General features: G+C 56.7%; 27 protein-coding genes, 1 pseudogene and 1 other annotated feature. Of the genes and pseudogenes, 17 read left to right on the top strand and 11 right to left on the bottom strand.

Features of this window, described 5'->3' with window-relative positions:
- Nucleotides 1-106 precede the first annotated feature (106 nt).
- Nucleotides 107-868, top strand: a complete 762-nt coding sequence (locus tag ACN28Q_RS25010) for a YciK family oxidoreductase (protein ID WP_095848819.1) — start codon at nt 107-109, stop codon at nt 866-868.
- Nucleotides 869-880: 12 nt separating this feature from the next.
- Nucleotides 881-1,471 (top strand): cob(I)yrinic acid a,c-diamide adenosyltransferase, encoded by a 591-nt coding sequence (gene cobO, locus ACN28Q_RS25015; RefSeq protein WP_095848820.1) that lies wholly within the window; start codon nt 881-883, stop codon nt 1,469-1,471.
- 47 nt (nt 1,472-1,518) lie between these two features.
- Here the strand turns inward: cobO and rluB are convergent, their stop codons facing one another.
- The 4 genes from rluB to rnm form a co-directional block, all read right to left on the bottom strand.
- Nucleotides 1,519-2,415, bottom strand: a complete 897-nt coding sequence (rluB, locus tag ACN28Q_RS25020; RefSeq protein ID WP_095848821.1) for a 23S rRNA pseudouridine(2605) synthase RluB — start codon at nt 2,413-2,415, stop codon at nt 1,519-1,521.
- 144 nt (nt 2,416-2,559) lie between these two features.
- Nucleotides 2,560-2,922 carry a Rap1a/Tai family immunity protein gene (locus ACN28Q_RS25025; RefSeq protein WP_095848822.1) on the bottom strand — a complete coding sequence of 121 codons (363 nt, stop codon included), beginning with the start codon at nt 2,920-2,922 and terminating at the stop codon, nt 2,560-2,562.
- A 111-nt stretch (nt 2,923-3,033) separates the two neighbouring features.
- A complete protein-coding gene (locus ACN28Q_RS25030; protein WP_095848823.1) occupies nt 3,034-3,654 on the bottom strand; it encodes an L-threonylcarbamoyladenylate synthase in 621 nt (206 codons plus the stop codon).
- A gap of 42 nt (nt 3,655-3,696) precedes the next feature.
- Entirely contained in the window at nt 3,697-4,590 is an 894-nt protein-coding gene (gene rnm / locus ACN28Q_RS25035; RefSeq protein ID WP_095848824.1) for an RNase RNM, read from the bottom strand.
- Nucleotides 4,591-4,821: 231 nt separating this feature from the next.
- Nucleotides 4,822-4,925, top strand: a sequence feature (Trp leader region).
- A 24-nt stretch (nt 4,926-4,949) separates the two neighbouring features.
- Between rnm and ACN28Q_RS25040 the strand changes: the two genes are divergently transcribed.
- The 6 genes and pseudogenes from ACN28Q_RS25040 (at nt 4,950) to ACN28Q_RS25070 (ending at nt 12,012) form a co-directional block, all read left to right on the top strand.
- Nucleotides 4,950-6,512 (top strand): anthranilate synthase component 1, encoded by a 1,563-nt coding sequence (locus ACN28Q_RS25040; RefSeq protein ID WP_095848825.1) that lies wholly within the window; start codon nt 4,950-4,952, stop codon nt 6,510-6,512.
- Nucleotides 6,512-8,109 (top strand): annotated as a pseudogene (gene trpD / locus ACN28Q_RS25215) (bifunctional anthranilate synthase glutamate amidotransferase component TrpG/anthranilate phosphoribosyltransferase TrpD). Before ACN28Q_RS25040 ends, trpD begins: the two are co-directional and overlap by 1 nt.
- A gap of 3 nt (nt 8,110-8,112) precedes the next feature.
- A complete protein-coding gene (gene trpCF, locus ACN28Q_RS25055; RefSeq protein WP_183096702.1) occupies nt 8,113-9,474 on the top strand; it encodes a bifunctional indole-3-glycerol-phosphate synthase TrpC/phosphoribosylanthranilate isomerase TrpF in 1,362 nt (453 codons plus the stop codon).
- Between the two features lie 40 nt (nt 9,475-9,514).
- Nucleotides 9,515-10,705, top strand: a complete 1,191-nt coding sequence (gene trpB, locus ACN28Q_RS25060) for a tryptophan synthase subunit beta (protein WP_095848829.1) — start codon at nt 9,515-9,517, stop codon at nt 10,703-10,705.
- Complete coding sequence (gene trpA, locus ACN28Q_RS25065; protein ID WP_095848830.1) at nt 10,705-11,511, top strand: tryptophan synthase subunit alpha; 807 nt, start codon at nt 10,705-10,707, stop codon at nt 11,509-11,511. Before trpB ends, trpA begins: the two co-directional genes overlap by 1 nt.
- Before the next feature lie 186 nt (nt 11,512-11,697).
- Nucleotides 11,698-12,012 (top strand): BON domain-containing protein, encoded by a 315-nt coding sequence (locus ACN28Q_RS25070; RefSeq protein WP_095848831.1) that lies wholly within the window; start codon nt 11,698-11,700, stop codon nt 12,010-12,012.
- A 51-nt stretch (nt 12,013-12,063) separates the two neighbouring features.
- Here the strand turns inward: ACN28Q_RS25070 and ompW are convergent, their stop codons facing one another.
- Nucleotides 12,064-12,708 (bottom strand): outer membrane protein OmpW, encoded by a 645-nt coding sequence (gene ompW, locus ACN28Q_RS25075; RefSeq protein ID WP_121525503.1) that lies wholly within the window; start codon nt 12,706-12,708, stop codon nt 12,064-12,066.
- Between the two features lie 284 nt (nt 12,709-12,992).
- On the opposite strand from ompW, the gene ACN28Q_RS25080 reads away from it, so the two are divergent.
- The 4 genes from ACN28Q_RS25080 (at nt 12,993) to yciA (ending at nt 15,610) form a co-directional block, all read left to right on the top strand.
- Entirely contained in the window at nt 12,993-13,457 is a 465-nt protein-coding gene (locus tag ACN28Q_RS25080; RefSeq protein WP_095848833.1) for a YkgJ family cysteine cluster protein, read from the top strand.
- A gap of 148 nt (nt 13,458-13,605) precedes the next feature.
- Nucleotides 13,606-14,358 carry a YciC family protein gene (locus tag ACN28Q_RS25085; protein ID WP_095848834.1) on the top strand — a complete coding sequence of 251 codons (753 nt, stop codon included), beginning with the start codon at nt 13,606-13,608 and terminating at the stop codon, nt 14,356-14,358.
- Between the two features lie 220 nt (nt 14,359-14,578).
- Entirely contained in the window at nt 14,579-15,118 is a 540-nt protein-coding gene (locus ACN28Q_RS25090) for a septation protein A (RefSeq protein WP_095848835.1), read from the top strand.
- A gap of 63 nt (nt 15,119-15,181) precedes the next feature.
- Nucleotides 15,182-15,610, top strand: a complete 429-nt coding sequence (gene yciA / locus ACN28Q_RS25095; protein WP_095848836.1) for an acyl-CoA thioester hydrolase YciA — start codon at nt 15,182-15,184, stop codon at nt 15,608-15,610.
- Between the two features lie 68 nt (nt 15,611-15,678).
- Here the strand turns inward: yciA and ACN28Q_RS25100 are convergent, their stop codons facing one another.
- The gene (locus tag ACN28Q_RS25100) at nt 15,679-16,464 is read right to left on the bottom strand and encodes an energy transducer TonB (protein ID WP_095848837.1); all 786 of its coding nucleotides are present in this window, start codon (nt 16,462-16,464) and stop codon (nt 15,679-15,681) included.
- Nucleotides 16,465-16,978: 514 nt separating this feature from the next.
- The gene (locus ACN28Q_RS25105; RefSeq protein WP_095848838.1) at nt 16,979-17,632 is read right to left on the bottom strand and encodes an epoxyqueuosine reductase QueH; all 654 of its coding nucleotides are present in this window, start codon (nt 17,630-17,632) and stop codon (nt 16,979-16,981) included.
- A gap of 172 nt (nt 17,633-17,804) precedes the next feature.
- Between ACN28Q_RS25105 and ACN28Q_RS25110 the strand changes: the two genes are divergently transcribed.
- Nucleotides 17,805-18,101 carry a YciI family protein gene (locus ACN28Q_RS25110; protein WP_095848839.1) on the top strand — a complete coding sequence of 99 codons (297 nt, stop codon included), beginning with the start codon at nt 17,805-17,807 and terminating at the stop codon, nt 18,099-18,101.
- A 200-nt stretch (nt 18,102-18,301) separates the two neighbouring features.
- Nucleotides 18,302-18,883 (top strand): electron transport complex subunit RsxA, encoded by a 582-nt coding sequence (gene rsxA, locus ACN28Q_RS25115; protein WP_095848840.1) that lies wholly within the window; start codon nt 18,302-18,304, stop codon nt 18,881-18,883.
- Between the two features lie 61 nt (nt 18,884-18,944).
- Here rsxA and ACN28Q_RS25120 read toward each other — a convergent pair whose 3' ends face one another.
- A complete protein-coding gene (locus ACN28Q_RS25120; RefSeq protein ID WP_095848841.1) occupies nt 18,945-19,958 on the bottom strand; it encodes a Ppx/GppA phosphatase family protein in 1,014 nt (337 codons plus the stop codon).
- A gap of 368 nt (nt 19,959-20,326) precedes the next feature.
- On the opposite strand from ACN28Q_RS25120, the gene ACN28Q_RS25125 reads away from it, so the two are divergent.
- On the top strand, nt 20,327-20,818 hold the full coding sequence (locus ACN28Q_RS25125; protein ID WP_095848842.1) for a Dps family protein: 492 nt from the start codon (nt 20,327-20,329) through the stop codon (nt 20,816-20,818).
- 44 nt (nt 20,819-20,862) lie between these two features.
- Here ACN28Q_RS25125 and ACN28Q_RS25130 read toward each other — a convergent pair whose 3' ends face one another.
- Nucleotides 20,863-21,039 (bottom strand): YciY family protein, encoded by a 177-nt coding sequence (locus tag ACN28Q_RS25130; RefSeq protein ID WP_095848843.1) that lies wholly within the window; start codon nt 21,037-21,039, stop codon nt 20,863-20,865.
- A 324-nt stretch (nt 21,040-21,363) separates the two neighbouring features.
- On the opposite strand from ACN28Q_RS25130, the gene cls reads away from it, so the two are divergent.
- The gene (gene cls, locus ACN28Q_RS25135; protein WP_095848844.1) at nt 21,364-22,824 is read left to right on the top strand and encodes a cardiolipin synthase; all 1,461 of its coding nucleotides are present in this window, start codon (nt 21,364-21,366) and stop codon (nt 22,822-22,824) included.
- A gap of 56 nt (nt 22,825-22,880) precedes the next feature.
- Nucleotides 22,881-23,204: an HI1450 family dsDNA-mimic protein gene (locus tag ACN28Q_RS25140; RefSeq protein ID WP_095848845.1), complete on the top strand. Its 324-nt coding sequence runs from the start codon at nt 22,881-22,883 to the stop codon at nt 23,202-23,204.
- Between the two features lie 67 nt (nt 23,205-23,271).
- Here ACN28Q_RS25140 and oppF read toward each other — a convergent pair whose 3' ends face one another.
- Both oppF and oppD read right to left on the bottom strand, forming a co-directional pair.
- On the bottom strand, nt 23,272-24,273 hold the full coding sequence (gene oppF / locus ACN28Q_RS25145) for a murein tripeptide/oligopeptide ABC transporter ATP binding protein OppF (RefSeq protein WP_095848846.1): 1,002 nt from the start codon (nt 24,271-24,273) through the stop codon (nt 23,272-23,274).
- Complete coding sequence (oppD, locus tag ACN28Q_RS25150; protein WP_095848847.1) at nt 24,270-25,274, bottom strand: ABC transporter ATP-binding protein; 1,005 nt, start codon at nt 25,272-25,274, stop codon at nt 24,270-24,272. The genes oppF and oppD overlap by 4 nt, the downstream gene beginning before the upstream one ends.
- Nucleotides 25,275-25,285 lie beyond the last annotated feature (11 nt).

Raw genomic sequence — 25,285 nt, forward strand, 5'->3', positions numbered from 1 at the left:
AATTCGCTGCGGCGCCGGCATAACGGTTGAGGTTTCAGCTCCCGTTCCGGCTACGTATCCCACTGGGGCGCCCGCGCAAGGGTTGCCTCCGGCACGAGGAATTATTGTGCATTACCAACCCAAACAAGATCTGCTCGATCAACGTATTATTTTAGTCACCGGCGCGGGCGACGGCATTGGCCGCGAAGCGGCGCTGACCTATGCCCGGTTCGGCGCCCGCTTGGTGCTGTTGGGCCGAACCGCAAGCAAACTGCTGGCGGTGCAACAGCAAATCGCCGAGTTAGGCGGCCTACCGGCCTTAACCATCACGTTAGATCTGCTACGCGCCACCCCGGAACAATGCCAACAAATCGCCGGCGATCTGGCCACACAGGTGCCGCGCCTGGATGGCGTATTGAACAATGCCGGGCTGCTGGGCGATATCGTGCCGATGGCCGAAACCGACATTGCCACGTGGACGGAAGTGATGCAGGTCAACGTGAACGCCACCTTTATGCTCACGCAGGCGCTGCTGCCGCTGTTGCTCAAATCCCACAGTGCATCGCTGGTGTTTACCAGCTCCAGCGTCGGCCGCGTAGGCCGCGCCAACTGGGGGGCCTATGCGGTGTCCAAGTTCGCCACCGAGGGCATGATGCAGGTACTGGCGGACGAGTACAAAGGCAGTCATCTGCGGGTTAACTGCGTCAACCCGGGCGGCACCCGCACCCAAATGCGCGCTGCCGCCTTCCCCCAGGAAGACAGCAACAAATTGAAAACGCCGGCGGACATCATGCCGCTGTATCTCTACCTGATGGGCGACGACAGCCGCCGCAAGACCGGTATGAGCTTTGATGCCCAACCCAAACGCAAGCCCGGCCCGGCTGAATAGAGGTTCACCGCTATGAACGAAGAGCGCCACCAACAACGCCAGCAGCGCCTGAAAGAACAGGTTGATGCCCGCATCGCCAACGCACAGCAAGAGCGCGGCCTGGTGTTGGTGTTTACCGGCAACGGCAAGGGAAAAACCACGGCGGCGTTCGGTACCCTTACCCGCGCCGTCGGCCACGGCCTGAAGGCCGGCGTGATCCAATTCATCAAGGGTGAATGGCCCAACGGCGAAAAGAACCTGTTGCAGCAACACAATGTGGAGTTTCAGGTGATGGCCAGCGGCTTTACCTGGGAAACCCAGGACAAAACGGCCGACACCGAAGCCTGCCTGGCGGTATGGGAACACGGCAAGCGCATGCTGGCCGACAGCAGCCTGGACGTGGTGCTGCTGGACGAAGTGACCTACATGGTCAGTTACGGTTATCTGCCGCTGGAGGCGCTATTATCGGCGCTGAAGCGGCGCCCGGCGCACCAAACGGCGATCATCACCGGGCGCGGCTGCCACCGCGAGCTGCTGGCACTGGCCGATACGGTGACGGAAATGCGACCGGTGAAACACGCATTTGACGCCGGCATCAAAGCGCAGAAAGGGATCGATTGGTAGCAGGGAAACGCGCCGTAGCCGCACCGCCGGGTGGGCTACGGCCGCTATCAGCCGCGCTTGGCGGCGGGTTTGGCGGGTTTGCTGCCTGGTGCGCTGCGGCGGCCGCCAGCAACCTGGCTGTGGCGTTTTACCGCGCGGCGGATTTGGTTCGCCTTCACGCGGCGGCGCTCACGCTCCACCGGCAATTTGCTGACCGTTTCCGGTTTCAGCTCCACCAGCTCACGCAGATAGTTGATCGCCGGCAGATCCAGTTCGGCCCAACCACCGCGCGGTAGCCCTTTAGGCAGATCGATATCGCCATAGCGCACGCGAATCAAGCGGCTGACCTGGACGCCGACCGCTTCCCACAGGCGGCGAACTTCACGGTTGCGCCCTTCGGTCAGAGTAACGTTGTACCATTGGTTCAGGCCTTCGCCACCCTGGAAGCTGATGGTGCGAAATGCCGCCGGACCGTCTTCCAACTGCACGCCTCGGCTTAACAGTTTCATTTTTTCATCATCAACCTGGCCGAATACGCGCACCGCGTATTCACGCTCGACTTCACGGCTTGGGTGCATCAGGCGGTTGGCTAATTCACCGTCGGTGGTGAACAGCAGCAGGCCGGAGGTATTCACGTCCAGGCGCCCTACCGCAACCCAGCGGGAGCCGCGCAGCTTCGGCAAACGATCGAACACCGTTGGCCGCCCTTCCGGATCGCTGCGCGTGCACAGCTCGCCTTCCGGCTTGTAGTAGGCCAGCACCCGGCACACCGCTTCTGCCGATTCTTTGATCGAGACGATGTGGCCGTCCATGCGGATTTTCATCGCCGGCGTCACTTCAACGCGATCGCCCAGCGTGGCCACTTTGCCATCAACACTGACGCGGCCTGCCTGGATCATCGCTTCGATTTCACGGCGCGAGCCATGCCCGGCACGCGCTAAAACTTTCTGTAACTTTTCGCTCATTGAGCAACCTCTAGTGTCGCCTTCACAGGCGTCGGGGGGACTTCACTGCTGCCAGGAAGGCCACAGCAAAAACAATCATTTAGAAAAACCAAACCCGGTATTATACAGGCTTTATGCGCACTTGGAACCTACAATCGTATTGCCTTAGTGCCGTTCACAAGGGAACGCCGTGGTCAGCGCCAGCATCACCACAGAAGGCGCGGAGTAGTGCAGTTGTTCGGGGTGATCATCAAGGTACTTCATGACGGCATCGGCAGCCATGCCTACGCTGATACCGGAACCGGGGCAAATATTGCGGTTGCCCTGCATCGCATAACTGTCGAACACGCCGGCCACGTAGCCCATAAACAGCCCGCTGTTAAGGGCTTCGCTGGCGGTCACCGCCCCGGCCTTATGTTTGGTGTAATCCTGCGTTTGCGCCAACAATGTGCTGCCGGAATAGAAACCGGCATGTGCCAACGCCGGCACCAGTAAGATCATCAGCATCAGAAGTGTTTTGTTGATCATCGCCCTGCTATCCTGCCCGTTAACCGTATAGGGCAACCAGAATAGCGGTTTTTATGCTAAATAACTGCAAGGCTGGCACTTTTTCAGAAAACGGACAGAGACCGCGGCCTGTCAGCGAAACGGCGCAACGTCGCCGGCGCCCTCACGCACGATAACCGGCGAAGACTCGGTCAAATCGATAACCGTAGTTGGTTGCTGGCCGAGGAAACCGCCGTGAACCACCAGATCCACCTGTTTGCCCAAGCGATCGTTGATCTCTTCGGGATCGGATTCGGCAAAATCATTGCCCGGCAGCATCAGTGTGGTCGACATCATCGGCTCATTCAGCAATTCCAACAGTGCCAGCGCGATCGGATTGGACGGCACGCGCAGGCCGATCGTCTTACGCTTTTCATTCATTAGCCGACGCGGCACTTCCTTGGTGGCCTTGAGAATAAAGGTGTAGTTGCCCGGCGTGTTGTTTTTGATCAGGCGAAACGCGCTGTTATCCACGTAAGCATAGGTGGAAAGCTCCGACAGATCGCGGCACATCAGCGTGAAATTATGGTTGCTGCCCAACTGGCGAATGTGGCAGATACGCTCCATGGCGTTCTTCTCGCCCAGCATACAGCCCAGCGCATAGCCGGAATCCGTTGGATAGACAATCACCCCGCCTTTGCGCAGCACATCAACCGCCTGGTTGATCAGGCGTGCCTGGGGGTTGTCCGGGTGTATATAAAAAAGCTGGCCCATATCTTGCTCCTAAAAGTCACTTCGCGAGCGGCCCCGCCCGCGTTAAATCTGTTCTGTGTTGTTGGCGCCTGGCGCCGACCAATCGCGCCACACCGGCTCAACGCCGCCGGGCAGCCACAGTTTACGGCCCAGTTCGATCCAGGCGCAGGGCTGGTGAAAGTCAGACCCCTGGGAAGCCAATAACTGGTAATCCCGCGCGTAGGCGGCCAGTTGACTGCGCTCATGCGGCGCCTGCTGGCATTGGGCCACTTCCATCGCGTCACCGCCCTGCATGGCGAAATACGCCAGCAGGCGCTTTAACCATTTTGCCGACAAATCGTAACGCCCAGGGTGCGCCATGACCGCCTGGCCGCCGGATTGATGAATCACATCAATAGCTTGTTCTATTGTACACCACTGCGGCGGAACATAGCCGGTTTTGCCTTTTGCCAGGTATTTCTTGAAAACCTGCGCCAGATTATCCGCCACGCCAAACTGCACCAGGTAGCGCGCAAAGTGCCCGCGCGTTACCGCGCCGCTGCCCGCCAGCGTCTGTGCGCCTTCATAAGCCCCGGGAATGCGCGCTTTTGCCAGCCGTTCGCCGATCGCCTGGGCGCGCTGCCGACGGCGCTCGGCCTGTTCGGCCAAAAGCTGAAGCAGCGCCGGGTGCTGAATATCCATGCCCAGCCCGACGATATGTATTTCGTGGTTTTCCCACTGGGTTGAAATTTCCACCCCATTGATCAGTTGCAGTGATAGCCGGTGGTGAGCGATGGCGGCAGCAGCTTCTGCCAGGCCGTCGGTAGTGTCATGGTCGGTAATCGCCAACACGCCGACGCGCATTTCCACCGCCCGCAGCACCAGTTGCGTTGGCGAAAGATAGCCGTCAGACGCGGTGGTGTGGCTGTGGAGATCGTACAGGGTGAATGCTGAAGAAGGTAACGGCGTGTGTGTCAAAAGAAATATCCGGCTATGGCTGGGAGGATTATCATAACCGTTATGCCCGGCCGGACGGAAATCTATTATCACCGCGCCGGTTGTGCGCCCGCAAAGGTGCCGCCAGCGGGAGACAAAAACATTCTTCAGAAAGGGGTTGACTTTACCTCACTGAACCAGTTAACTAGTACACCAGTTACAGGTTAAATGATAATTCAAGAGAGCACATAAATGAGCAAGCAAACTTCTCTTCTTCGTTGGTGGCGCACCTCCCTTCCGCGGGCGGTATAATCGCGCATACCTGTCATTTGACACTGCAGATTTCCTAAGCCCGCATCGCATGCGGGCTTTTTTATGGACCAAATTCAACTGGAATCATCATGATAAACACCAAACCACAGCTGAAACTGCTCACGGCGCAAGCCGTCTACCGTGGGGATCCCACCAGTCTGTTCAACCAACTGTGCGGCGCGCGCCCGGCGACCTTGCTGCTGGAATCGGCCGAGATCAACAGCAAAGAAGATTTAAAAAGCCTGCTGGTGGTTGACAGTGCGCTGCGCATCACGGCGCTGGAACGCACGGTGACCATCCAAGCGCTGACCGCCAACGGCGCGGCCTTATTGCCGCTGCTGGACAACGCATTACCGGCGGAAGTGGCGGTTCAAGCGCAGCCCAATGGCCGCGTGCTGACGTTCCCGGTCATTGATAGCGTGCAGGACGAAGACGCGCGCCTGCGTTCGTTATCGGTATTCGATGCGCTGCGCACCCTGCTGGCGCTGGTCGAAACGCCGGTCGATGAGCGTGACGCCATGCTGCTCGGCGGGCTGTTCGCCTACGATCTGGTGGCGGGGTTCGAAGATCTGCCGGCGCTGCGCCACGATCAGCGCTGCCCGGATTTTTGCTTCTATCTGGCGGAAACCTTGCTGGTGCTGGATCACCAGCACCGCACTACCCGCCTGCAGGCCAGCCTGTTCACCGCCGACGCCGGCGAAGAACAGCGCTTGCAGCAACGCCTGGAGCAGTTGCAGGCGCAAATCAAGCAAACGCCGTTGCCGATCCCCCAGCAGCAGATTGAAGACATGCAGCTCAGTTGCAACCAGAGTGATGAGGAATACGGCACCGTCGTCAGCACCCTGCAACAGGCTATTCGTCACGGTGAAATTTTCCAGGTCGTGCCATCCCGCCGTTTCTCACTGCCGTGCCCGGCACCGCTGGCAGCGTATAAAACGCTGAAGGAAAACAACCCCAGCCCCTATATGTTCTTTATGCAGGATAACGAATTCACGCTGTTCGGCGCGTCACCAGAAAGCGCGCTGAAATACGATGGCAACAACCGCCAGATTGAAATCTACCCGATCGCCGGCACTCGCCCACGCGGCCGCCGCGCCGACGGCTCGCTGGATCTGGATCTCGATAGCCGCATCGAACTGGAAATGCGCACCGATCATAAAGAACTGGCCGAGCACCTGATGCTGGTGGATCTGGCGCGCAATGATCTGGCGCGCATCTGCCAGGCCGGCAGCCGTTACGTCGCCGATTTGACCAAAGTCGACCGTTACTCTTTTGTTATGCACCTGGTCTCGCGCGTGGTCGGTACCCTGCGTGAAGATCTGGACGTGCTGCACGCCTACCAGGCCTGTATGAATATGGGCACGCTCAGCGGCGCACCGAAAGTGCGCGCCATGCAGCTTATCGCCGCGTCTGAAGGCTCCTGCCGCGGCAGCTACGGCGGTGCCGTCGGCTATTTCACCGCGCATGGCGATCTGGATACCTGTATTGTCATCCGCTCGGCGTATGTTGAAGACGGGATCGCGACCGTACAGGCCGGCGCCGGTGTGGTACTGGATTCCGTTCCGCAAGCGGAAGCGGATGAAACAAGAAACAAGGCACGTGCCGTGCTGCGTGCCATCGCCAGCGCGCATCAGGCCAAGGAGGTGTTCTGATGGCGGATATTCTGTTACTCGACAACGTCGATTCCTTTACTTACAACCTGGTCGATCAACTGCGCGCCAGCGGCCATCGGGTGGTGGTTTACCGTAACCAGATCGCCGCCGATACCATCATCGAGCGCCTGCAACAGATGGAGCAGCCGGTGCTGGTGCTCTCCCCTGGCCCAGGCACGCCGGCCGACGCTGGCTGTATGCCGGAACTGCTGCAACGCCTGCGTGGGCAATTGCCGATTATCGGCATCTGCCTTGGCCACCAGGCCATTATCGAATCCTACGGCGGCCATGTCGGCCAGGCCGGCGAGATCCTGCACGGCAAGGCATCGCCGATTACCCACGACGGCGAAGGCATGTTTGCCGGCATGGTTAATCCGCTGCCGGTGGCCCGCTACCACTCACTGGTCGGCAGCAACATTCCCGCCGAACTGACCGTCAACGCGCACTTTGGCGAAATGGTGATGGCGGTGCGCAATGACGCGCAACGCGTTTGCGGCTTCCAGTTCCACCCGGAATCGATTCTGACCACCCACGGCGCGCGTTTGCTGGAGCAAACGCTGGCCTGGGCGCTGGCGAAATAAAGACAGGAGTGACCATCATGCAACCTATTCTTGAAAAACTGTACGGCGCCCAGCCGCTAAGCCAGCAGGAAAGCCAACAGCTGTTCGGCGGCATCGTGCGCGGCGAGTTGGAAAACAGCCAACTGGCGGCGGCGCTGATCAGCATGAAAATCCGCGGCGAACGTCCGGAAGAGATTGCCGGCGCGGCGCAGGCGCTGCTGGCGGACGCCAAGCCATTCCCGAGGCCGGACTACCTGTTCGCCGATATTGTCGGCACCGGCGGCGACGGCACCAACAGCATCAATATTTCCACCGCCAGCGCGTTTGTGGCGGCAGCCTGCGGAGCAAAAGTGGCGAAACACGGCAACCGCAGCGTTTCCAGCCGCTCTGGCTCTTCCGATCTGCTGGCCGCCTTCGGCATCCGGCTTGACCTGCCGGCGGAAGAAGCCCGCCAGGCGCTGGACGATCTGGGCGTTTGCTTCTTGTTCGCCCCGCAGTATCACACCGGGTTCCGCCATGCGATGCCGGTGCGCCAACAGTTGAAAACCCGCACCCTTTTCAACGTGCTGGGCCCGCTGATTAACCCGGCGCGCCCACCGCTGGCACTGATTGGCGTCTATAGCCCGGAATTGGTGTTGCCGATCGCTGAAACTCTACGCGTGCTGGGTTACCAACGTGCAGCGGTGGTTCACGGCGGCGGCATGGATGAAGTGGCGATCCATACCACCACCCACGTGGCCGAACTCAATAACGGCGTGATTGAAAGCTATACACTGAACCCGGCATCATTCGGCCTGCAAACCTACCCGCTGGAGGCGTTGCAGGGCGGCTCTCCGGAAGAAAACCGTGACATTCTGGCACGGTTGTTACAAGGTAAGGGCGAGCCGGCGCATGCCGCCGCAGTGGCCGCCAACGTGGCGTTGCTGCTGAAACTTTTCGGTAATGAAGACCTGCGGCAGAACGCACAGCAGGCATTGGACATGATACATAGCGGGCAGGCTTATCAGCGTGTGACCGCATTGGCAGCAAGAGGATAAATGATGCAGGAAACCGTGCTCAACAAAATTGTTCGTGACAAAGCGCAATGGATCGCAGCACGACAGCAACAACAGCCGCTGGCCAGCTTTCAAAACCAGATAACTCCCAGCACACGCAGTTTCTACCATGCGCTGCAGGGCAGCAAAACGGCGTTTATTCTCGAATGTAAAAAGGCATCTCCTTCCAAAGGGTTGATCCGTGAAGACTTCGATCCGGTCAGCATCGCTACGGTCTACAAAGATTACGCCTCGGCGATTTCCGTGCTGACCGATGAGAAGTATTTCCAAGGCAATTTCGAGTTCCTCACGCAAGTGAGCAAAACGGTAACGCAGCCGGTATTGTGCAAAGACTTCATCATCGATCCGTATCAGATCTACCTGGCACGCTATTACCAGGGCGATGCGATTTTACTGATGCTCTCGGTACTCGATGACGATCAATACCGTCAGCTCGCCGCCGTAGCGCACAGCCTGAAGATGGGCGTGCTGACCGAAGTGATCAGTGAAGAAGAGCTGCAACGCGCGATCGCCCTCGGCGCCCGCGTGGTGGGCATCAATAACCGCGATCTGCGGGATCTCAGCATCAACCTGGATCGCACCCGCAGCCTGGCGCCGCGCGTGCCGCACGGCGTGACGGTAATCAGCGAGTCCGGCATCAACAGCTATGGCCACGTGCGCGAACTCAGCCGCTTCGCCAACGGCTTCCTGATTGGCAGCGCGCTGATGGCCGAAGACAATCTGCGCGCTGCAGTGCGCAAGGTGCTGCTTGGCGATAACAAGGTGTGTGGGCTGACCCGGCCACAGGACGCCGCCGCCGCTGAACAGGCGGGTGCTAACTACGGCGGGCTGATTTTCGTCGAACGTTCGCCGCGCTGCGTGGATATCGACCGTGCGCGCAGCATTATCGCCGGCGCACCGCTGAAGTACGTCGGTGTGTTCTGCGATGCGCCAGTGAGCACCGTGGCGCAAACCGCCAGCCAGCTTGGGCTGCGCGCGGTGCAGTTGCACGGTGCGGAAGACCAGGCCTATATCAATGCGCTGCGGGCCGAACTGCCGGCCGAATGCCAGATCTGGAAGGCGCAGAGTGTGAAAGACAGTCTGCCGGCGCGTAACCTACAGCAGGTGGATCGCTATCTGTTGGATAACGGTGCCGGCGGTAGCGGGCAACGCTTCGACTGGGCCATGTTGCACGGCGAAAAGCTGGATAACGTCATGCTGGCCGGTGGGTTGAGCGCCGACAACTGCGTCGCGGCCGCACAGCTAGGCTGCGCCGGGCTGGATTTCAACTCCGGCGTGGAAAGCGAGCCGGGCATCAAAGATGCCAATCTTCTGGCTGCGGTATTTCAGACGCTACGCGCCTACTGATTCACAATCATTCTAATTAATGGATAAGACGGGAAAAAAAATGACGCTGCTTAACCCCTATTTCGGTGAATTTGGTGGCATGTATGTGCCGCAAATTCTGATGCCCGCACTGCAACAACTGGAAGAAGCCTTTGTCAGTGCCCAGCGCGATCCGGCGTTCCAGGCGGAATTCAACGATCTGCTGAAAAACTACGCCGGGCGCCCCACCGCGCTGACGCTGTGCAGAAACCTGACGGCCGGCACCAAAACCAAGCTGTATCTGAAGCGCGAAGATCTGCTGCACGGCGGCGCGCACAAAACCAACCAAGTGTTGGGCCAGGCGTTGCTCGCCAAGCGCATGGGGAAAACCGAGATCATCGCAGAAACCGGCGCCGGCCAGCACGGCGTGGCGTCTGCGCTCGCCAGCGCCCTGCTCGGCCTGAAGTGCCGCGTGTATATGGGCGCCAAGGATGCGGAACGTCAGTCACCCAACGTGTTCCGTATGCGCCTGATGGGTGCCGAAGTGATCCCGGTGCACAACGGTTCCTCCACGCTGAAAGACGCCTGCAACGAGGCGCTGCGCGACTGGTCCGGCAGCTATGAAACCGCCCACTACATGCTCGGCACCGCGGCCGGCCCGCACCCCTACCCGACGATCGTCCGCGAATTTCAGCGCATGATCGGCGAAGAAACCAAAGCACAGCTTCTGGAACGCGAAGGGCGCCTGCCGGATGCCGTGCTGGCGTGCGTTGGCGGCGGTTCCAACGCCATCGGCATGTTTGCAGACTTTATCGATGAGCCGGGCGTTGGCCTGATCGGCGTGGAGCCGGCCGGCCTTGGGATTGAAACTGGCCAGCACGGCGCACCGCTTAAGCATGGCCAGGTCGGTATCTACTTCGGTATGAAATCCCCGATGATGCAGACCTCTGAAGGGCAAATCGAAGAATCGTATTCCATTTCCGCCGGGCTGGACTTCCCTTCCGTGGGGCCGCAGCATGCGCATCTGAACAGCATCGGCCGTGCGGAATACGTTTCCGTCACCGATGATGAAGCCCTGGATGCCTTCAAAGCGCTTTCCCGCCATGAAGGGATTATTCCCGCGCTGGAATCCTCCCACGCTCTGGCGCATGCGCTGAAAATGATCCGTGAAACGCCGCAGAAAGAGCAAATTTTGGTGGTCAACCTGTCTGGCCGCGGCGACAAAGACATATTTACCGTTCACGACATTCTGAAAGCACGGGGAGAAATTTGATGGAACGTTATCAGCAACTGTTTAAACGCCTGGCAAGCAACAAGGAAGGTGCGTTCGTTCCGTTCGTGACGCTGGGCGATCCTAACCCAGCCCTGTCGCTGCAGATTATCGATACCCTGGTAGAAAACGGCGCCGACGCGCTGGAGCTGGGCATCCCGTTCTCCGATCCACTGGCAGACGGGCCGACCATTCAGAGCGCGGCGCTGCGCGCGTTTGCCGCCGGGGTAACGCCTACGCATTGCTTCGAGATGCTGGCGGCGATCCGCCAAAAGCACCCCGATATGCCCATCGGCCTGCTGATGTATGCCAACCTGGTATTCCACAAAGGCATCGACGCATTCTATGCGCGCTGCGCCGAGGTGGGCGTCGATTCGGTGTTGATCGCTGACGTGCCGTTTGAAGAGTCCGCGCCGTTCCGCGCCGCTGCGCTGCGCCACGGCATCGCCCCGATCTTCATCTGCCCGCCGAACGCCAGTGACGATCTGTTGCGTGAAATTTCATCCCATGGCCGTGGTTACACCTACCTGCTGTCACGCGCCGGGGTCACCGGCACCGAAAGCCGGGCGCAGTTGCCATTGCATCATCTGGTGGACACGCTGCGTGAATACCACGCCGCCTCGCCGCTGCAGGGCTTTGGCATTTCCGAGCCGGCACAGGTACGCGCGGCGCTGCAAGCGGGCGCCGCCGGCGCCATCTCCGGCTCGGCAATTGTGAAAATCATTGAGCAAAACCAGGCGCAACCGGCAGAGATGCTGGCCAAACTGGGTAAATTCGTCAGTGAAATGAAGGCCGCAACCCGCGCCTGATGCATCCCCTGCGGGCAGCCTGATGCCCGCAGTTTCCCCCCGCCGCATCGGCATGCCTATTTGAACTTCCGCGTTTCCTGTTCCACAATACTCTGGGTCCTACCTCTTTTCGCTTAAACAAGCAAAAAACGGCAGGTTAAAAACCGAGCGTAGTTTCAAACAATAACATTGCATGGAGAGTAATTTATGAAGCTATTTAAGACCATTTCGGCCTTATGCATGGCGGCCCTGGTGGCTGTGGCGGTTAGCGCCTGCGCACCGACGGCAAAATCGGAAGGGACCGGCGGCTATATCGACGATACCGTCATTACCACCAAAGTAAAATCAGCCTTGCTGGCAGATAAAGGAATAAAATCCACGGAAATCAACGTAGAAACCTTTAAAGGACGGGTACAATTAAGCGGGTTCGTCAGCTCGCAGGCCGATGCGAACCGGGCGATTCAAATCACCCGCGGCGTGGCCGGCGTCAGAACCGTGGCGAACGACATGCGAGTCAAGTAGCGTTAAACAGGAGGCGCAATACTGCGCCTCCCCATGTGGGCATCGCCTGCATCAAAAGCGATAACCGGCCCCAAACATAAACACCCACGGATCCAACCGGGTATCAATGCTGTGATGACCACCGGCATTATCGTCAAAGCGGACTTTCGTTTTGATATTCATCCACCAGACCGACATATTCAGCAGCCAATGCTCATCCAGGTTGTAATCCAGCCCGGCCTGCGCCGCAACGCCCCATGAATTCTTCAGGCTCAGGTTACTCAACCCGGCTTCTTTACCGTTGTCATTGAATTTTTCATCAAAGAACATGGTGTAGTTCACGCCGACGCCCAGATACGGGCGCAGTTTATCCTGCCGATCGCCAAAGTAATACTGCGCCATCAGGGTTGGCGGCAAGTGATGGATGGTTGCGATATCGCCACTCACTCCGGAACCATGCAACGAGACCTTATGGCGAAACGGCGTCGCGGCCAGCAATTCAACGCCGATATTATCCGTGACCATGTAACCGAAGGTCAGCCCAAGCTGGGTATTGTTGTTCGCATCGAATGAGCCCTGATTGAGCACATCATCAGACCCCGTTGTAGGCCGAACGGTCGCGGTGCCGGCGCGGAACAAGAAATCACCGGCCTGATGCGCACTTGCCAACATCGGCGCCATCATGGCCGCCAGTACCACCAGAGTTGTCTTCTTCATTATCCATTCCATTTGTGTGGTTAAAGTTTCAACGAATATACCTGCTAACGGGTATTTATGATCCAATCGAGATCACATCTTATGGGTAAAAATTTAAATTCCCACTAAAAACAAGGTTACCTAACACGCTAATAAATAGCGGATTGATCTACATCAAAAATCGTGGTTTATGGCAAATAGTGCGCCCCGCGAAATTTCAGTTGCTAAACATTCGGCCACTGAGTAACGTCTTGCATCGATGTTGGTTTTGGTTGGTGGCCGTGAGGAGTCGGTGGGCAATCAAGATGAGCGAACTCAATAATCCCTGTGTTAGCTGTGGCGCCTGCTGCGCCTATTTCCGCGTATCATTTTACTGGGCTGAAGCCGATGACGGCGGCGGCGTTGTCCCCGCGTCGTTAACCGAGCCGCTCACCCCGTTTCTGCGTTGTATGCAGGGGACGAACAGCAAATCCCCCCGTTGCACCGCGTTGGACGGCGAGATCGGCAAGGCCGTTTCCTGTTCTATTTACCTCAACCGGCCGTCCCCCTGCCGGGAATTTGACCAATCCGGCCTGAACGGGCTGCGCAACGAGGCCTGCGATCGTGCACGTGCACGTTACGGCCTGCCGCCATTACCAGTGGAAAAACCGCTGCCCCTGCCCAGCGCCAACGCGGCTGAAGAAATCAGCGCTGTACCACTGATGGGGTGCCACAGCGAAGCGGAACAGGGTACAATCACCGCTACAGCAGTGCACCGTTGTGGGGCGTAACCATTTCACCCGCTGGCAGTAAAACTGTCGTCTTTTGCCAGGCTATCCCTGGCAGGCGATGGGTAAAAACGCGTGTTGAAATTGTTCCCCTGTGGCGGCCAGATGGCGCTGCCCTACTTATCTCTGTTCTTAATGCCAAGGAGTCTGCATGCCTATCACGGCCAACACGTTGTACCGTGACAGTTTTAACTTTTTCCGCAACCAACTGGTCAGCATTTTGCTGCTGGCGCTGTTAACCGCGTTTATTTCTGTCCTGCTCAACCAGGTATTCAGCCCGAGTGCGGAACAGTTACAGATCCTGACAACGGCGGAAAATGACTTTACGTCCTCTACCGGGATTGGGATCCAGGAAATCATCCAACAGATGTCGCCCGAACAGCAAATGGTGTTGCTGAAGGTTTCCGCCGCCGCCACCGTCTCTGCGCTGGTAGGGAATGTTCTGTTGGTTGGCGGGATGCTAACGCTTATCCGCCTGGTGTCTGAAGGGGTACAGACCAGCGCGCTGCGCGCAATCGGTATTTCTGCACCTATCTTACCGCGCCTGCTGCTGCTGCTGTTTATCGGCACCTTGCTGATACAGCTTGGCCTGATGCTGTTTGTGGTGCCCGGCGTTATTTTGGCGGTCGCGTTCTCGTTAGCGCCGGTGATTGCCACCGCAGATAAAAAAGGCGTATTTGCTTCGCTGAAGCAAAGCAGCAAGCTGGCTTTTGCCAACGCGCGCGTTATTGTGCCGGCCATGATGCTGTGGCTGGCGGCGAAGCTGCTGGTGCTGTTCCTGGTCAGCCATCTGTCGGCGATCACGCCAAACGTTGCCAGCGTGGTGCTAACCGCGCTCAGCAATCTGATTTCAGTGCTGCTGCTGATTTATCTGTTCCGGCTGTATATGCTGCTGCGCAGCTAACAACGCCTTCGCAACGTAGGGCACGTCAACCGACGTGCCCTCGTTATTTGGGCGTTGCGCACTGCGCTGGCGCCAGCAGATATAATCGTAAGATTATGCAAATATTCGCCGGGCCTGCGGCATTCCCACAGAGAAACGCCGATAATCAGCGTTTGCCTGCGGTACACAGACACAGCCGAATCCGGTATAGTCTGCCGATGAACAAATGATGGATTGATTTATGAAGCAATTTCTTGATTTCCTCCCCCTCATCGTCTTTTTTGCTTTTTATAAGCTCTACGATATCTACGTCGCATCCGGCGCCCTGATTGCCGCTACGGCGCTGGCGTTGGTCTTTACCTGGGTTAAATACCGCAAGGTAGAGAAAATGACGCTGATCACTTTCATCATGGTGGCCGTGTTCGGCACCCTGACCCTAGTGTTCCACAACGATCTGTTTATTAAATGGAAAGTAACGGTTATTTATACGCTGTTCGCACTGGCGTTGCTGATAAGCCAACTGGTGCTGAAAAAGCCGCTGGTCCAGCGCATGTTGGGCAAAGAGCTAACGCTGCCTGATCGCGTGTGGAACAACCTTAACCTGGCCTGGGCGCTGTTTTTCCTGGCCTGCGGTCTGGCGAACATTTATGTTGCGTTCTGGCTGCCGCAAAGCGTTTGGGTCAATTTTAAAGTGTTCGGCCTGACGGCGCTGACGCTGGTCTTCACCTTGCTCAGCGGCGTCTATATTTATAAACATATGCCAGCAGAACAGAAGAAGTAGCGCCCTGCACCATGCCCGCTCACCGGCGGGCTTTTTTGAACCACGTTATCAAAGCGGAAAGCGATGACACAACAACGACCTTTACCCAGCGGTGAGCTGGTATTACGGACATTGGCGATGCCGGCCGATACTAATGCCAACGGCGATATCTTCGGCGGTTGGATAATGTCGCAAATGGACATTGGCGGTGCAATTCAGGCAAAGGAGATTGCTGAAGGGCGCGTGGTTACCGTGCGCGTTGACGGGATGACTTTCCTGAAACCGGTCGCCGTGGGGGACGTCATCTGTTGCTATGCCCAGTGCATACGCACCGGGCGCAGCTCAATCACCATCAATGTTGAAGTGTGGGTGAAAAAGGTTTCCTCGGCGCCCATCGGCCAGCGCTACCGTGCCACCGAAGCGGTATTTACCTATGTCGCCGTTGACGACGAAGGCCACTCGCGCCCGCTGCCGGATGGCAAAAGGAACTTCCGCAGCGATAGCGGCGAATAAACGCCAGCCTTCGCCACGAAAAAGGGCCGCAGTTTAATGCGGCCCTTTTTTATGGCAACCAAACAGACTCAGTTCACCGTCGTTGTGCCATCAAGCTTGAACACAATATTAATTGTGTGATTTTTAGCTGTTTTACCTTCATAGCGCCATTTCCGCAGCGCCAGGCGAACCTCACGTTCAAACATATTACGCGGCTCTGCTGACAGAATACGCACGTTATCCACGCGGCCGTCGCTGTCGATATCAAACTGCACCCGAACCCGGCCCTCAATCTGCAAGGCACGCGCACGCATCGGATAAGTCGGTTTTACCTGGCTGATGACCCGCGGCGCAACATCAAGTGAATCTCCCTGCACTGGCGCGTTCGGCGCCTGCTTGACCGGCGCATGCGCCAATGCGTTGCTCGGCGCATTGTTCTCAAACGGCGAAGGATCACTCGGTGGCGCAATGCGTTTTTGTTCGCGTTTTATCGCCTTTTCTACCTTCGGCTTTGGCTTCGGTTTTGGCTTCGGCTTCGGTTTTTCCGGTTCAGGTTTAGGAATAGCAACCGGCACCGGCGGCGGCGGTTCTTGCACGACTTCCGGTTCAGGTTCTGGTTCTGGCTCAGGCTCCACAACCGGTTGCGGCTCCACCGGCTGTGGCTCAGGTTCTGCAGCAGACGGCGGCGGTGGTTCCGTCATGGTTTCGGAATTCACCATCATGACACTGATAGGCGCCTCTTCCAGCCTTGGTAGCTCCATGGCCTGCTTAACGGACGCATAGAGTAAACCGGCCACCAGGGCACTATGTAAGCCAACGGAAAGAACAATCGGCACTGACAAACGGCGAATAGGCAACATCTTTTTTAGCGGCATAATGATTCTGTTTCCTCGGATTCGCCAAGTTTAAATGCAAATAGCAATCATATTCAATAACGAAAGGCAAACTATCGCTTTAATCATGATTATTTGCCGTTAAAACCTGTAGTTAGCAAGGTTATTGAGCCGTTTATAACCTGGCTTTTAACGCGATGACACGGAGTTTTAACCTTTTCTGGGGAGGTATACGGAAAAGCCGGCAAAATGAACTGACTCATTATCATGCAGCCCAGCGTTGCTGGTTGGCGTGACACACTCCCTCATGAATAAGAGGTTTTCTATGCTGAAGCATCCGGCAGCGCTATGCACTGATATAAAACAAAAAGATGCCGAAAGCCGCCGGCGACTTTCTGGCCAGCCCAAGGGAATACGGCGAGCGTTTAGCTATCTGCGCACGAAAATAACGGATAAAGGTTGGGCGGCTCAGAAAATGGCACCCGCTTGCGACGGGTGCCAATCTTTCATTCATTGGGGCAGTGAATAAGCGGGCTTTCGGGCAGCACGCGATGCGTTATTCCTCATCACCGTAATACAATACGCCCAGTTTGATCAACGACCGCCCCTGGGACTTGCGGTGCAGGTTGGCGTCGCGCAGCGAGTAAACGCAGCCGCAGTATTCCTGCTGGTAAAAGCGTTCGCGCTTGCTGATTTCAATCATGCGTGACGATCCGCCCTTCTTGCGCCAGTTATAATCCCAGTAAATTAAATCTGGGTATTTTTGCGCTGCACGGGTACCGCAATCATTAACCTGCTGCATATTCTTCCAGCGAGAAATACCCAGCGAACTAGAGATGACGTCAAAGCCATGTTCATAGGCATACAGCGCAGTGCGTTCAAAACGCATATCAAAACACATGGTGCAACGGATGCCGCGCTCCGGTTCATTCTCCATACCTTTGGCGCGGGCGAACCAATTATCGGTATCATAATCAGCATCGATGATAGGCACGCCGTGTTTTTCGGCAAAGCGGATGTTTTCTTCTTTGCGCAGCAAATATTCTTTCTGCGGATGAATGTTCGGATTATAGAAAAAAATGGTGTACTCAATGCCGGAAGCCTGGATGGCCTCCATCACCTCTCCGGAACAGGGCGCGCAGCAAGAGTGCAATAACAGCTTCTTTTTCCCCGCTGGCAAATCGAGTTGTTCTCTTACCAGTTCCGTCATTTTTCCTCACCTCTCATTCATTTTCTGAATATATCATGCGGGCGGCATGATACGGATAAAAGGCAGTTGCTTCAAGGCATCCCCCCCGGCACCGGTGAAAATCGTTTCCTTGGCGCATATTTTGCGCTACCTTGATTTTACCGTTATATAGCAATGATTCTAAAGGTTAAACATGCTTTATCTGATTTATGCACAAGACGTTGCCAACTCCCTGGAAAATCGCCTGGCCGCACGCCCGGCCCATTTGGCCCGCCTGCAGGCGCTGCGTGACCAAGGCCGCCTGGTGGTGGCCGGCCCAAACCCGGCCATTGACAGCAGCGATCCCGGCAGCGCCGGTTTTACCGGTTCCACGGTGATCGCCGAATTCCCTTCATTAGCCGAAGCCAAAGCCTGGGCCGAGCAGGATCCGTATGTTGCTGCGGGGGTTTATGGCGAGGTAACGGTGAAGCCGTTTAAGCAAGTGTTCTAATAAGCTATTCAATGCATTAACGCATTCAACAGGCGCAATCCCGCCAAAAGATCAACACGCTTTTATAGCAACAGTATAAAAGCGTGTTATTTCCACGCCGCATCATCCCGCCTTTTGCTCGCACCACCACACCAAGCGCAGGGTTGTTGTTACCCGCTCATCACGTAATAATATGTTTCTAATTATGACGAGATGAAACCATGTCTGAGTACATCCTTTTGTTCGTGGGCACCGTTCTGGTTAACAACTTTGTTTTGGTCAAGTTTCTTGGCCTGTGCCCGTTTATGGGGGCGTCAAAGAATATCGACATGTCTATCGGCATGGGGCTGGCGACGACGTTTGTGATCACCCTGGTGGCCATGCTCAGTTGGTCGGCAAACCATTTTCTGCTTATCCCACTGGAGCTCACCTACCTGCGCATTATGGTTTATATCCTAATCAGCGCCGTGATCGTGCAGTTCACCGAAATGATGATGCGCAAAACCAGCCCGGCGCTGTATCGGTTATTGGGTATTTTCTTACCGCTGATCACCACCAACTGCGCGGTGCTGGCTGTACCGCTGATCAGCGGTAACGTCGGCCACACGTTTCTGGAAGCCACCTTCTACGGCTTTGGCGCTTCCGTCGGTTTTTCACTGGTTATGGTGTTTTTCGCGGCAATGCGCGAGCGCCTGGCAGTTGCTAACGTTCCTGCCCCGTTCAAAGGTTCCTCTATCTCGCTGATCACCGCCGGGCTGATGTCGTTAGCCTTCATGGGCTTTACCGGCCTGGTGGAAGCCTGATAACGCAAAAGGCCCCCGATGCTCGGAGGCCTTTTACCGTTTAACACGACATCCAATCGGGTTACTGAATCAGGATCCCCTGAATCAGGCTGGCTTTCACGATGGTCACCTGCGGGATCGCCAACGCCTGCATAAAGCCTTCCACCAGCAACAGGTTACTGACATCGGTCGCGCGGTAATCCCCTGCCAGTTCCGAATCCCCTTTCCATACCTGGCGTTGCCCCACGCGCGCCAGATCGGCCTGGGTATAGGTGTTGCCCACGGGTTGCACCTGCGCTTTGATCGAATAGCCATGCACACCGCCAATGCCGATCACCCGACGGGTTTTTATATCTTGTTTAATTTGCGGGCTAACGTGGGTGCGGGCATAAAACGCCACGTAACGCAGCACGGTATTACGCAGCGAACCAATCGGGTTCGGCGTGTTGTCTGCCTGCGAATCTTTGTTTTGCAGCACCAGAGTGATGAAGTCTTTCAGGGTAACCGAAGCCAGCTTGCCCTGATAGATATCCGTGACCGTCTGGCCCCCCTGCTGGCGAAAGGCCGTCATCTGCATTGAGCCGCCGCCAATATCCCAAACCAGCAGATCTTCATTGCGCAGGCTATTATCATGCAACGCCGCCTTGGCCGACAGGAACCCCAGTTCGGCCTCCTGCTGCTGGGAAATAACCTTCAGTTGCACGCCGAGCTGTTGGTTAAAAGAGTCAATGACCTGTTGGCCGTTGGCCGCCGAACGAAATACCGCCGTCGCCACGCCGGTGATGCGCTGCGGGTGGAAGGTTTGCGCCTTCGCCACCAGCGCCCTCAACGCGGCCAGCCCTTGTTGCTGAATGGCGCTGCCAAGTTGGTTATTGGTCGATTTGGCCAGATCGGCGTTAAACCCTACCGGGCGCTGATCTTCATATAACACTTTGCCCAGCGTTTGCCGGCAAATATCCACCTGCGCCACCTGGATTTTGGTACTGCCGGAGCCCACGTCGATCCCCGCCCGGGTTTCAATACAACGGTCGGCCATTGCCGAAAACGCGCTGGTTAACGCCAGCAGCCCGACGAGAGTTATTACGCTTTTTTTCATTTCACCATGCCATAAAGTAAGTAACACACATTCATATGAATACAATTACCTGTTTTTACACTTATTTTCCAATAGCACGAGCAATAATAAGGGTGTGAACCCTGGAGTTATGCCGTTAAAAGACCACGTCCATTGCAGCATCACCCGCAACGGCGTTACCTGAATAATTCAGCGGTTCAGGCGGCCGATAGCGCCAACAGCAAAAAGACGCTTTTTCCGTTAAAGCATTGTGCGTACACTGTTTCCGGAGTTTGCGTTATGGATTGAACACGCCGATACACGCCAAGGTTAAGCATGTCCCGCTACCGTGTTTGTATGGGCCTTTATCTGTGTAAACCACCGGAACCAATAATCAGGAGACGATTATTATGGCAACGACGAAAAAGTCAGCAAAAACCCACATTGGGCTGGATGCGAAACACTCTGCAAAACTGTCTGAAGCGCTGAACGCGCTGCTGGCCAACTATCAGGTGCTCTATATGAACGTGCGCGGCTATCACTGGAATATTTCCGGCCCGCATTTCTTTGAACTCCACGTCAAATTTGAAGAAACCTATAACGATCTGCTGACGAAAGTGGATGAACTGGCGGAACGTATCCTGACGCTGGGTTATCAGCCGCGCCATGCATTCAGTGACTATCTGAAAACCGCAGATATCAAAGAAGATACCAACGTCACTGATGATAAGGGCACGCTGGGCGGCCTGCTGGACGGTTACTCCATCTTGCTGACTCAACAGCGTGAACTGCTGGCCCTGGCGGCGGAAGCCGGCGATGAAGGCACCTCTTCCCAGATGAGCGACTATATCAAAGAACAGGAAAAACAGGTCTGGATGCTGAACGCCTACCTGGGTAAATAATTCCCGGTGAAAAGCAAACAGTCCCATAAGGGACTGTTTGTTTGCTACCACTCGCAGGCAACCGCGAACAGCAACGACCGGCGATGCTGCCCGTCCAGCCGATGCCGCACCCGCAGAATATGGCGGTTACTGCACGACTGGCGCTCCAGCCAACGATGGCGGCGGCGCTGCTGCTGGCGCAGCATACGCCAACGGCCCACTTCATTACGACTGTGTCTCATATTCTTTCCCTCGCTATGCCAAGCGCATGCATTATAGCCCTTTCCATTCGTGAGCCAAGTCACGGATGAATCGGTAGCGTGCTAAAATACAACGTCAAAACACCCGCTGTCACCGCAGGTAAGTTCCTTAAGTCAATCATATTTATGTTATAAATAGGCTCTTTGTTACGCAGTGACGTATTTCGGCGCAGACGGCGCGCAATAGCGCTCCGGGCGCCGCCTGGGCGTTGCACAACAGAATAAGTGCCGGAAAGGGTTTCCCTCTTTTTCCAATCTGTGCATACACTCATCATTGGTGGTTTGCGAACAGGATATTTCGCCTTTATGACAACATTTTATACCGTAGTCAGTTGGTTATTGATATTTGGCTACTGGCTACTGATCGCCAGTGTGACGTTACGCATTTTGATGAAACGCCGCGCCGTACCCTCCGCCATGGCCTGGTTGCTGATCATTTATATTCTGCCGCTTTTTGGCATCGTGGCGTATTTGTCGTTTGGCGAATTAAATCTGGGCAAACGCCGGGCTGAACGTGCGAAAGCAATGTGGCCTTCCACCGCCCGTTGGCTAAGCGAATTGAAAGAAAGCCGCCGAATTTTCGCCACCGAATACAGCGAAGTGGCAAGCCCGCTGTTCGAATTGTGCAACCGCCGCCAGGGCATCGACGGCGTAAAAGGCAATCAGCTACAACTGCTGACCACCACCGACGCAACGCTAAACGCGCTGATCCGCGACATTGGACTGGCACGCAACAATATTGAGATGGTGTTCTATATCTGGCAGCCTGGCGGGCTGGTGGATCAGGTTGCCGAATCGCTGATGGCCGCCGCACGGCGCGGCGTGCACTGCCGCCTGATGCTTGATTCTGCCGGTAGCCTGCAATTTTTCCGCAGCGCCTACCCGGGCATGATGCGCAATGCCGGCATCGAGGTCGTCGAGGCGCTCAAGGTCAACCTGTTCCGCGTGTTTTTACGCCGGATGGATTTGCGCCAGCACCGCAAAGTGGTATTGATCGATAACTATATTGCCTATACCGGCAGTATGAACATGGTGGATCCGCGCTACTTCAAACAGGACGCCGGCGTCGGCCAGTGGGTGGATCTGATGGCGCGCATGGAAGGCCCGGTGGCCACCACCATGGGGATCGTCTATGCCTGCGACTGGGAAATTGAAACCGGCAAGCGTATTCTGCCACCGCCGCCAGACGTCAACATCATGCCGTTCGAACAGGAGAGCGGCCATACTATCCAGGTGATCGCCTCCGGCCCCGGTTTCCCGGAAGAGATGATCCACCAGGCCCTGCTGACGGCGGTATATGCCGCACGTGAGCAGCTCATTATGACAACGCCCTACTTTGTGCCCAGCGACGATCTGCTGCACGCCATTTGCACCGCTGCGCTACGCGGCGTAGACGTCAGTATTATTGTGCCGCGCGAAAACGACTCCATGCTGGTGCGTTGGGCCAGCCGCGCGTTCTTCTCCGAGCTGCTGGAAGCCGGGGTGAAAATCTATCAGTTCGAAGGCGGCCTGTTGCATACCAAAAGCGTGTTGGTCGACGGCCAGCTTAGCCTGGTCGGCACGGTTAACCTGGACATGCGTAGCCTGTGGCTTAACTTTGAAATCACGCTGGTTATCGACGATGACGGCTTCGGCAGCGACCTGGCCTGCGTGCAAGATGATTATATCGCCCGATCACAGTTGCTGGACCCCGCCCAATGGCTGAAGCGGCCCTTCTGGCACCGTATCGTTGAACGCCTGTTCTACTTTTTCAGTCCATTGCTGTAAAAGCGGCGGCGGGCGTGCTTTAATAACGCCAAATCATTTTTCTCAGGATTTTATTTATGGATTTGAATAACCGCCTTACCGAAGACGAAACGCTGGAACAGGCTTACGACATTTTCCTCGAGCTCGCCGGCGATAATCTGGATCCGGCGGATATTCTGCTGTTCAACCTGCAGTTTGAAGAGCGCGGCGGCGCCGAACTGTATGATCCTGCGGAAGACTGGCAAGAGCACGTGGATTACGATCTGAACCCCGATTTCTTTGCCGAAGTGGTGATTGGGCTGGCGGAGGCTGACGGCGAACCGATCAACGACGTGTTCGCCCGCGTGCTGATCTGCCGCGAAAAGGCTCACAAGCTCTGCCATATCTTGTGGAAAGAATAGCAGCCAGCACCGCATTGCGTTAACGGCCTGCCCCACGTTAAGCGGGCAGGCCGTTAACGCAACCCGCCTAGTGCGGATCCACCTTCAGGCAGGAAACCGCATGGCGGAAACTGCCTTCCAGCGACGGGCGCGTAACCGCGCATTCCGGCCCGGCAATCGGGCAACGGGTGCGGAACACACAGCCGGAAGGCGGGTTAATCGGCGATGGCAGTTCCCCCACCAACAATTGCACCTGTTTCTCTCTTTCCTTATCCGGATCCGGGCGTGGCACCGCCGCCATCAGCGCTTTGGTGTAGGGATGCAACGGATTATTGTAGACCTCCTCGTAACTTCCCAGCTCCACCGCATGCCCCAAATACATCACCAGTACGCGATCGGAAATGTGTTTAACCACCGCCAGATCGTGCGCAATGAAAATCAGCGTCAGCCCCATCTCTCGCTGTAACTGCTGCAATAGGTTCACCACCTGCGCCTGAATGGAAACATCCAGCGCCGAAACCGGCTCATCGCAGAGCACCAGCCGCGGCTCCAGAATCAACGCCCGCGCAATACCGATGCGCTGGCACTGCCCGCCGGAAAACTCATGCGGGTAGCGGTTGATCAGGTTCGGCAGCAGGCCCACCTTCTGCATCATCGCCTTAACCTTGGCTTTCACTTCCTGGCGCGGCATCTTAGGGAAATACGTACCCAGCGGCTCCGCGATGATTTCGCCAATGGTCATCCGCGGGTTAAGCGACGCCAGCGGATCCTGAAATATCATCTGGATATCGCCACGGACCTGGTGCAATTCGGCAGCGCTCAGGCCGAGCATGTCTTTTCCAAGCCAGCTGACGCGGCCACCGGTGGCTTTCACCAGGCCGATCAACGCGCGGGCAAGGGTGGATTTACCGCAGCCGGACTCCCCCACCACGCCGAGCGTTTCCCCGGCGAGCAGGCGCAGCGTAACGCCATCCACTGCTTTCAGGGTTTTCGCCGGCTGCCAGAACCAGCGTTTGGCATCATGCACAAGAAAATGGACCTTCAGATCGTCCACTTCCAGCAGCACCGCCTTATCGTTTACCGTGCTCATACCAGCGCCTCCGTCGGTTTAAAACAGGCACGCCGGCGCCCTTTTGCAAACGGCGTTAACGGCGGCATACTGGCGCACTGTTCAGTCGCATACGGGCAACGCGGCTGGAACGGGCAACCGCTGGGCAACCGCAACAAATTGGGCGGATTGCCGGGGATGGTCGCCAGGGATCCGTCTTCGGCGTCCAGACGCGGCACCGCATTCAGCAGCCCAATCGAATACGGATGGCTCGGCGAATAAAAGACGTCGCGCGCACTGCCGTACTCCATTGTCTGGCCGGCGTACATCACCAGCACCTTATCGCAAATGCCGGCCACCACGCCCAGATCGTGCGTGATCATGATGATGGCGGTGTTGAACTCCCGCTTCAACTCACGCAGCAACGCCATGATCTGCGCCTGCACGGTCACATCCAGCGCGGTGGTCGGCTCATCGGCAATCAGCAGCTTCGGCTGGCACAACAACGCCATGGCGATCATCACTCGCTGGCGCATCCCGCCGGAGAACTCATGCGGGTACATGCGCATGCGCTTGCGCGCCTCGGGCATTTTCACCGCGTCCAGCATACGCACCGCGGCGTCGAACGCTGCGCTTTTGCCCATGTGCTTGTGCAGCATCAGCACTTCCATCAGTTGTTCACCGACGCGCATATAGGGATTGAGCGCCGTCATCGGATCCTGAAAGATCATCGCGATTTCCTGCGCGCGCAGTTTATTGAGCTGGCGTTCCGGCAGGTTGAGAATTTCGCGGCCGTTAAAGGTTGCCGAACCGGTGATATGCCCATTGCCAGCCAGCAGCCCCATCAGCGCAAAAGCCGTTTGCGATTTACCGGAGCCGGACTCACCGACAATCCCCAGCGTTTCCCCCCAACCCAGTTCAAAGTTCAGTGCGTTCACGGCGGTAACGTCGCCGTCCTGGGTTGAAAAACGCACCCGCAAATCATTCACCGCCAGCAGCGGCGGCGTTGATGTTGGCGGCATTAGATGGTCAATCGTGCTCATCATGGCACTCC

Source organism: Gibbsiella quercinecans (assembly GCF_002291425.1).
Taxonomy (GTDB): Bacteria; Pseudomonadota; Gammaproteobacteria; order Enterobacterales; family Enterobacteriaceae; genus Gibbsiella; species Gibbsiella quercinecans.

Coding starts and splice junctions, on each gene's coding strand:
- ACN28Q_RS25130 (WP_095848843.1), bottom strand. CDS start 21,039: ATGAGACACAGTCGTAATGAAGTGGGCCGTTGGCGTATGCTGCGCCAG.
- ACN28Q_RS25140 (WP_095848845.1), top strand. CDS start 22,881: ATGGATTTGAATAACCGCCTTACCGAAGACGAAACGCTGGAACAGGCT.
- ACN28Q_RS25105 (WP_095848838.1), bottom strand. CDS start 17,632: ATGACGGAACTGGTAAGAGAACAACTCGATTTGCCAGCGGGGAAAAAG.
- cobO (WP_095848820.1), top strand. CDS start 881: ATGAACGAAGAGCGCCACCAACAACGCCAGCAGCGCCTGAAAGAACAG.
- ompW (WP_121525503.1), bottom strand. CDS start 12,708: ATGAAGAAGACAACTCTGGTGGTACTGGCGGCCATGATGGCGCCGATG.
- oppD (WP_095848847.1), bottom strand. CDS start 25,274: ATGAGCACGATTGACCATCTAATGCCGCCAACATCAACGCCGCCGCTG.
- trpA (WP_095848830.1), top strand. CDS start 10,705: ATGGAACGTTATCAGCAACTGTTTAAACGCCTGGCAAGCAACAAGGAA.
- ACN28Q_RS25070 (WP_095848831.1), top strand. CDS start 11,698: ATGAAGCTATTTAAGACCATTTCGGCCTTATGCATGGCGGCCCTGGTG.
- rsxA (WP_095848840.1), top strand. CDS start 18,302: ATGTCTGAGTACATCCTTTTGTTCGTGGGCACCGTTCTGGTTAACAAC.
- ACN28Q_RS25100 (WP_095848837.1), bottom strand. CDS start 16,464: ATGCCGCTAAAAAAGATGTTGCCTATTCGCCGTTTGTCAGTGCCGATT.
- ACN28Q_RS25125 (WP_095848842.1), top strand. CDS start 20,327: ATGGCAACGACGAAAAAGTCAGCAAAAACCCACATTGGGCTGGATGCG.
- cls (WP_095848844.1), top strand. CDS start 21,364: ATGACAACATTTTATACCGTAGTCAGTTGGTTATTGATATTTGGCTAC.
- ACN28Q_RS25025 (WP_095848822.1), bottom strand. CDS start 2,922: ATGATCAACAAAACACTTCTGATGCTGATGATCTTACTGGTGCCGGCG.
- ACN28Q_RS25090 (WP_095848835.1), top strand. CDS start 14,579: ATGAAGCAATTTCTTGATTTCCTCCCCCTCATCGTCTTTTTTGCTTTT.
- ACN28Q_RS25040 (WP_095848825.1), top strand. CDS start 4,950: ATGATAAACACCAAACCACAGCTGAAACTGCTCACGGCGCAAGCCGTC.
- ACN28Q_RS25085 (WP_095848834.1), top strand. CDS start 13,606: ATGCCTATCACGGCCAACACGTTGTACCGTGACAGTTTTAACTTTTTC.
- yciA (WP_095848836.1), top strand. CDS start 15,182: ATGACACAACAACGACCTTTACCCAGCGGTGAGCTGGTATTACGGACA.
- ACN28Q_RS25080 (WP_095848833.1), top strand. CDS start 12,993: ATGAGCGAACTCAATAATCCCTGTGTTAGCTGTGGCGCCTGCTGCGCC.
- oppF (WP_095848846.1), bottom strand. CDS start 24,273: ATGAGCACGGTAAACGATAAGGCGGTGCTGCTGGAAGTGGACGATCTG.
- ACN28Q_RS25120 (WP_095848841.1), bottom strand. CDS start 19,958: ATGAAAAAAAGCGTAATAACTCTCGTCGGGCTGCTGGCGTTAACCAGC.
- rluB (WP_095848821.1), bottom strand. CDS start 2,415: ATGAGCGAAAAGTTACAGAAAGTTTTAGCGCGTGCCGGGCATGGCTCG.
- ACN28Q_RS25110 (WP_095848839.1), top strand. CDS start 17,805: ATGCTTTATCTGATTTATGCACAAGACGTTGCCAACTCCCTGGAAAAT.
- trpCF (WP_183096702.1), top strand. CDS start 8,113: ATGCAGGAAACCGTGCTCAACAAAATTGTTCGTGACAAAGCGCAATGG.
- ACN28Q_RS25030 (WP_095848823.1), bottom strand. CDS start 3,654: ATGGGCCAGCTTTTTTATATACACCCGGACAACCCCCAGGCACGCCTG.
- trpB (WP_095848829.1), top strand. CDS start 9,515: ATGACGCTGCTTAACCCCTATTTCGGTGAATTTGGTGGCATGTATGTG.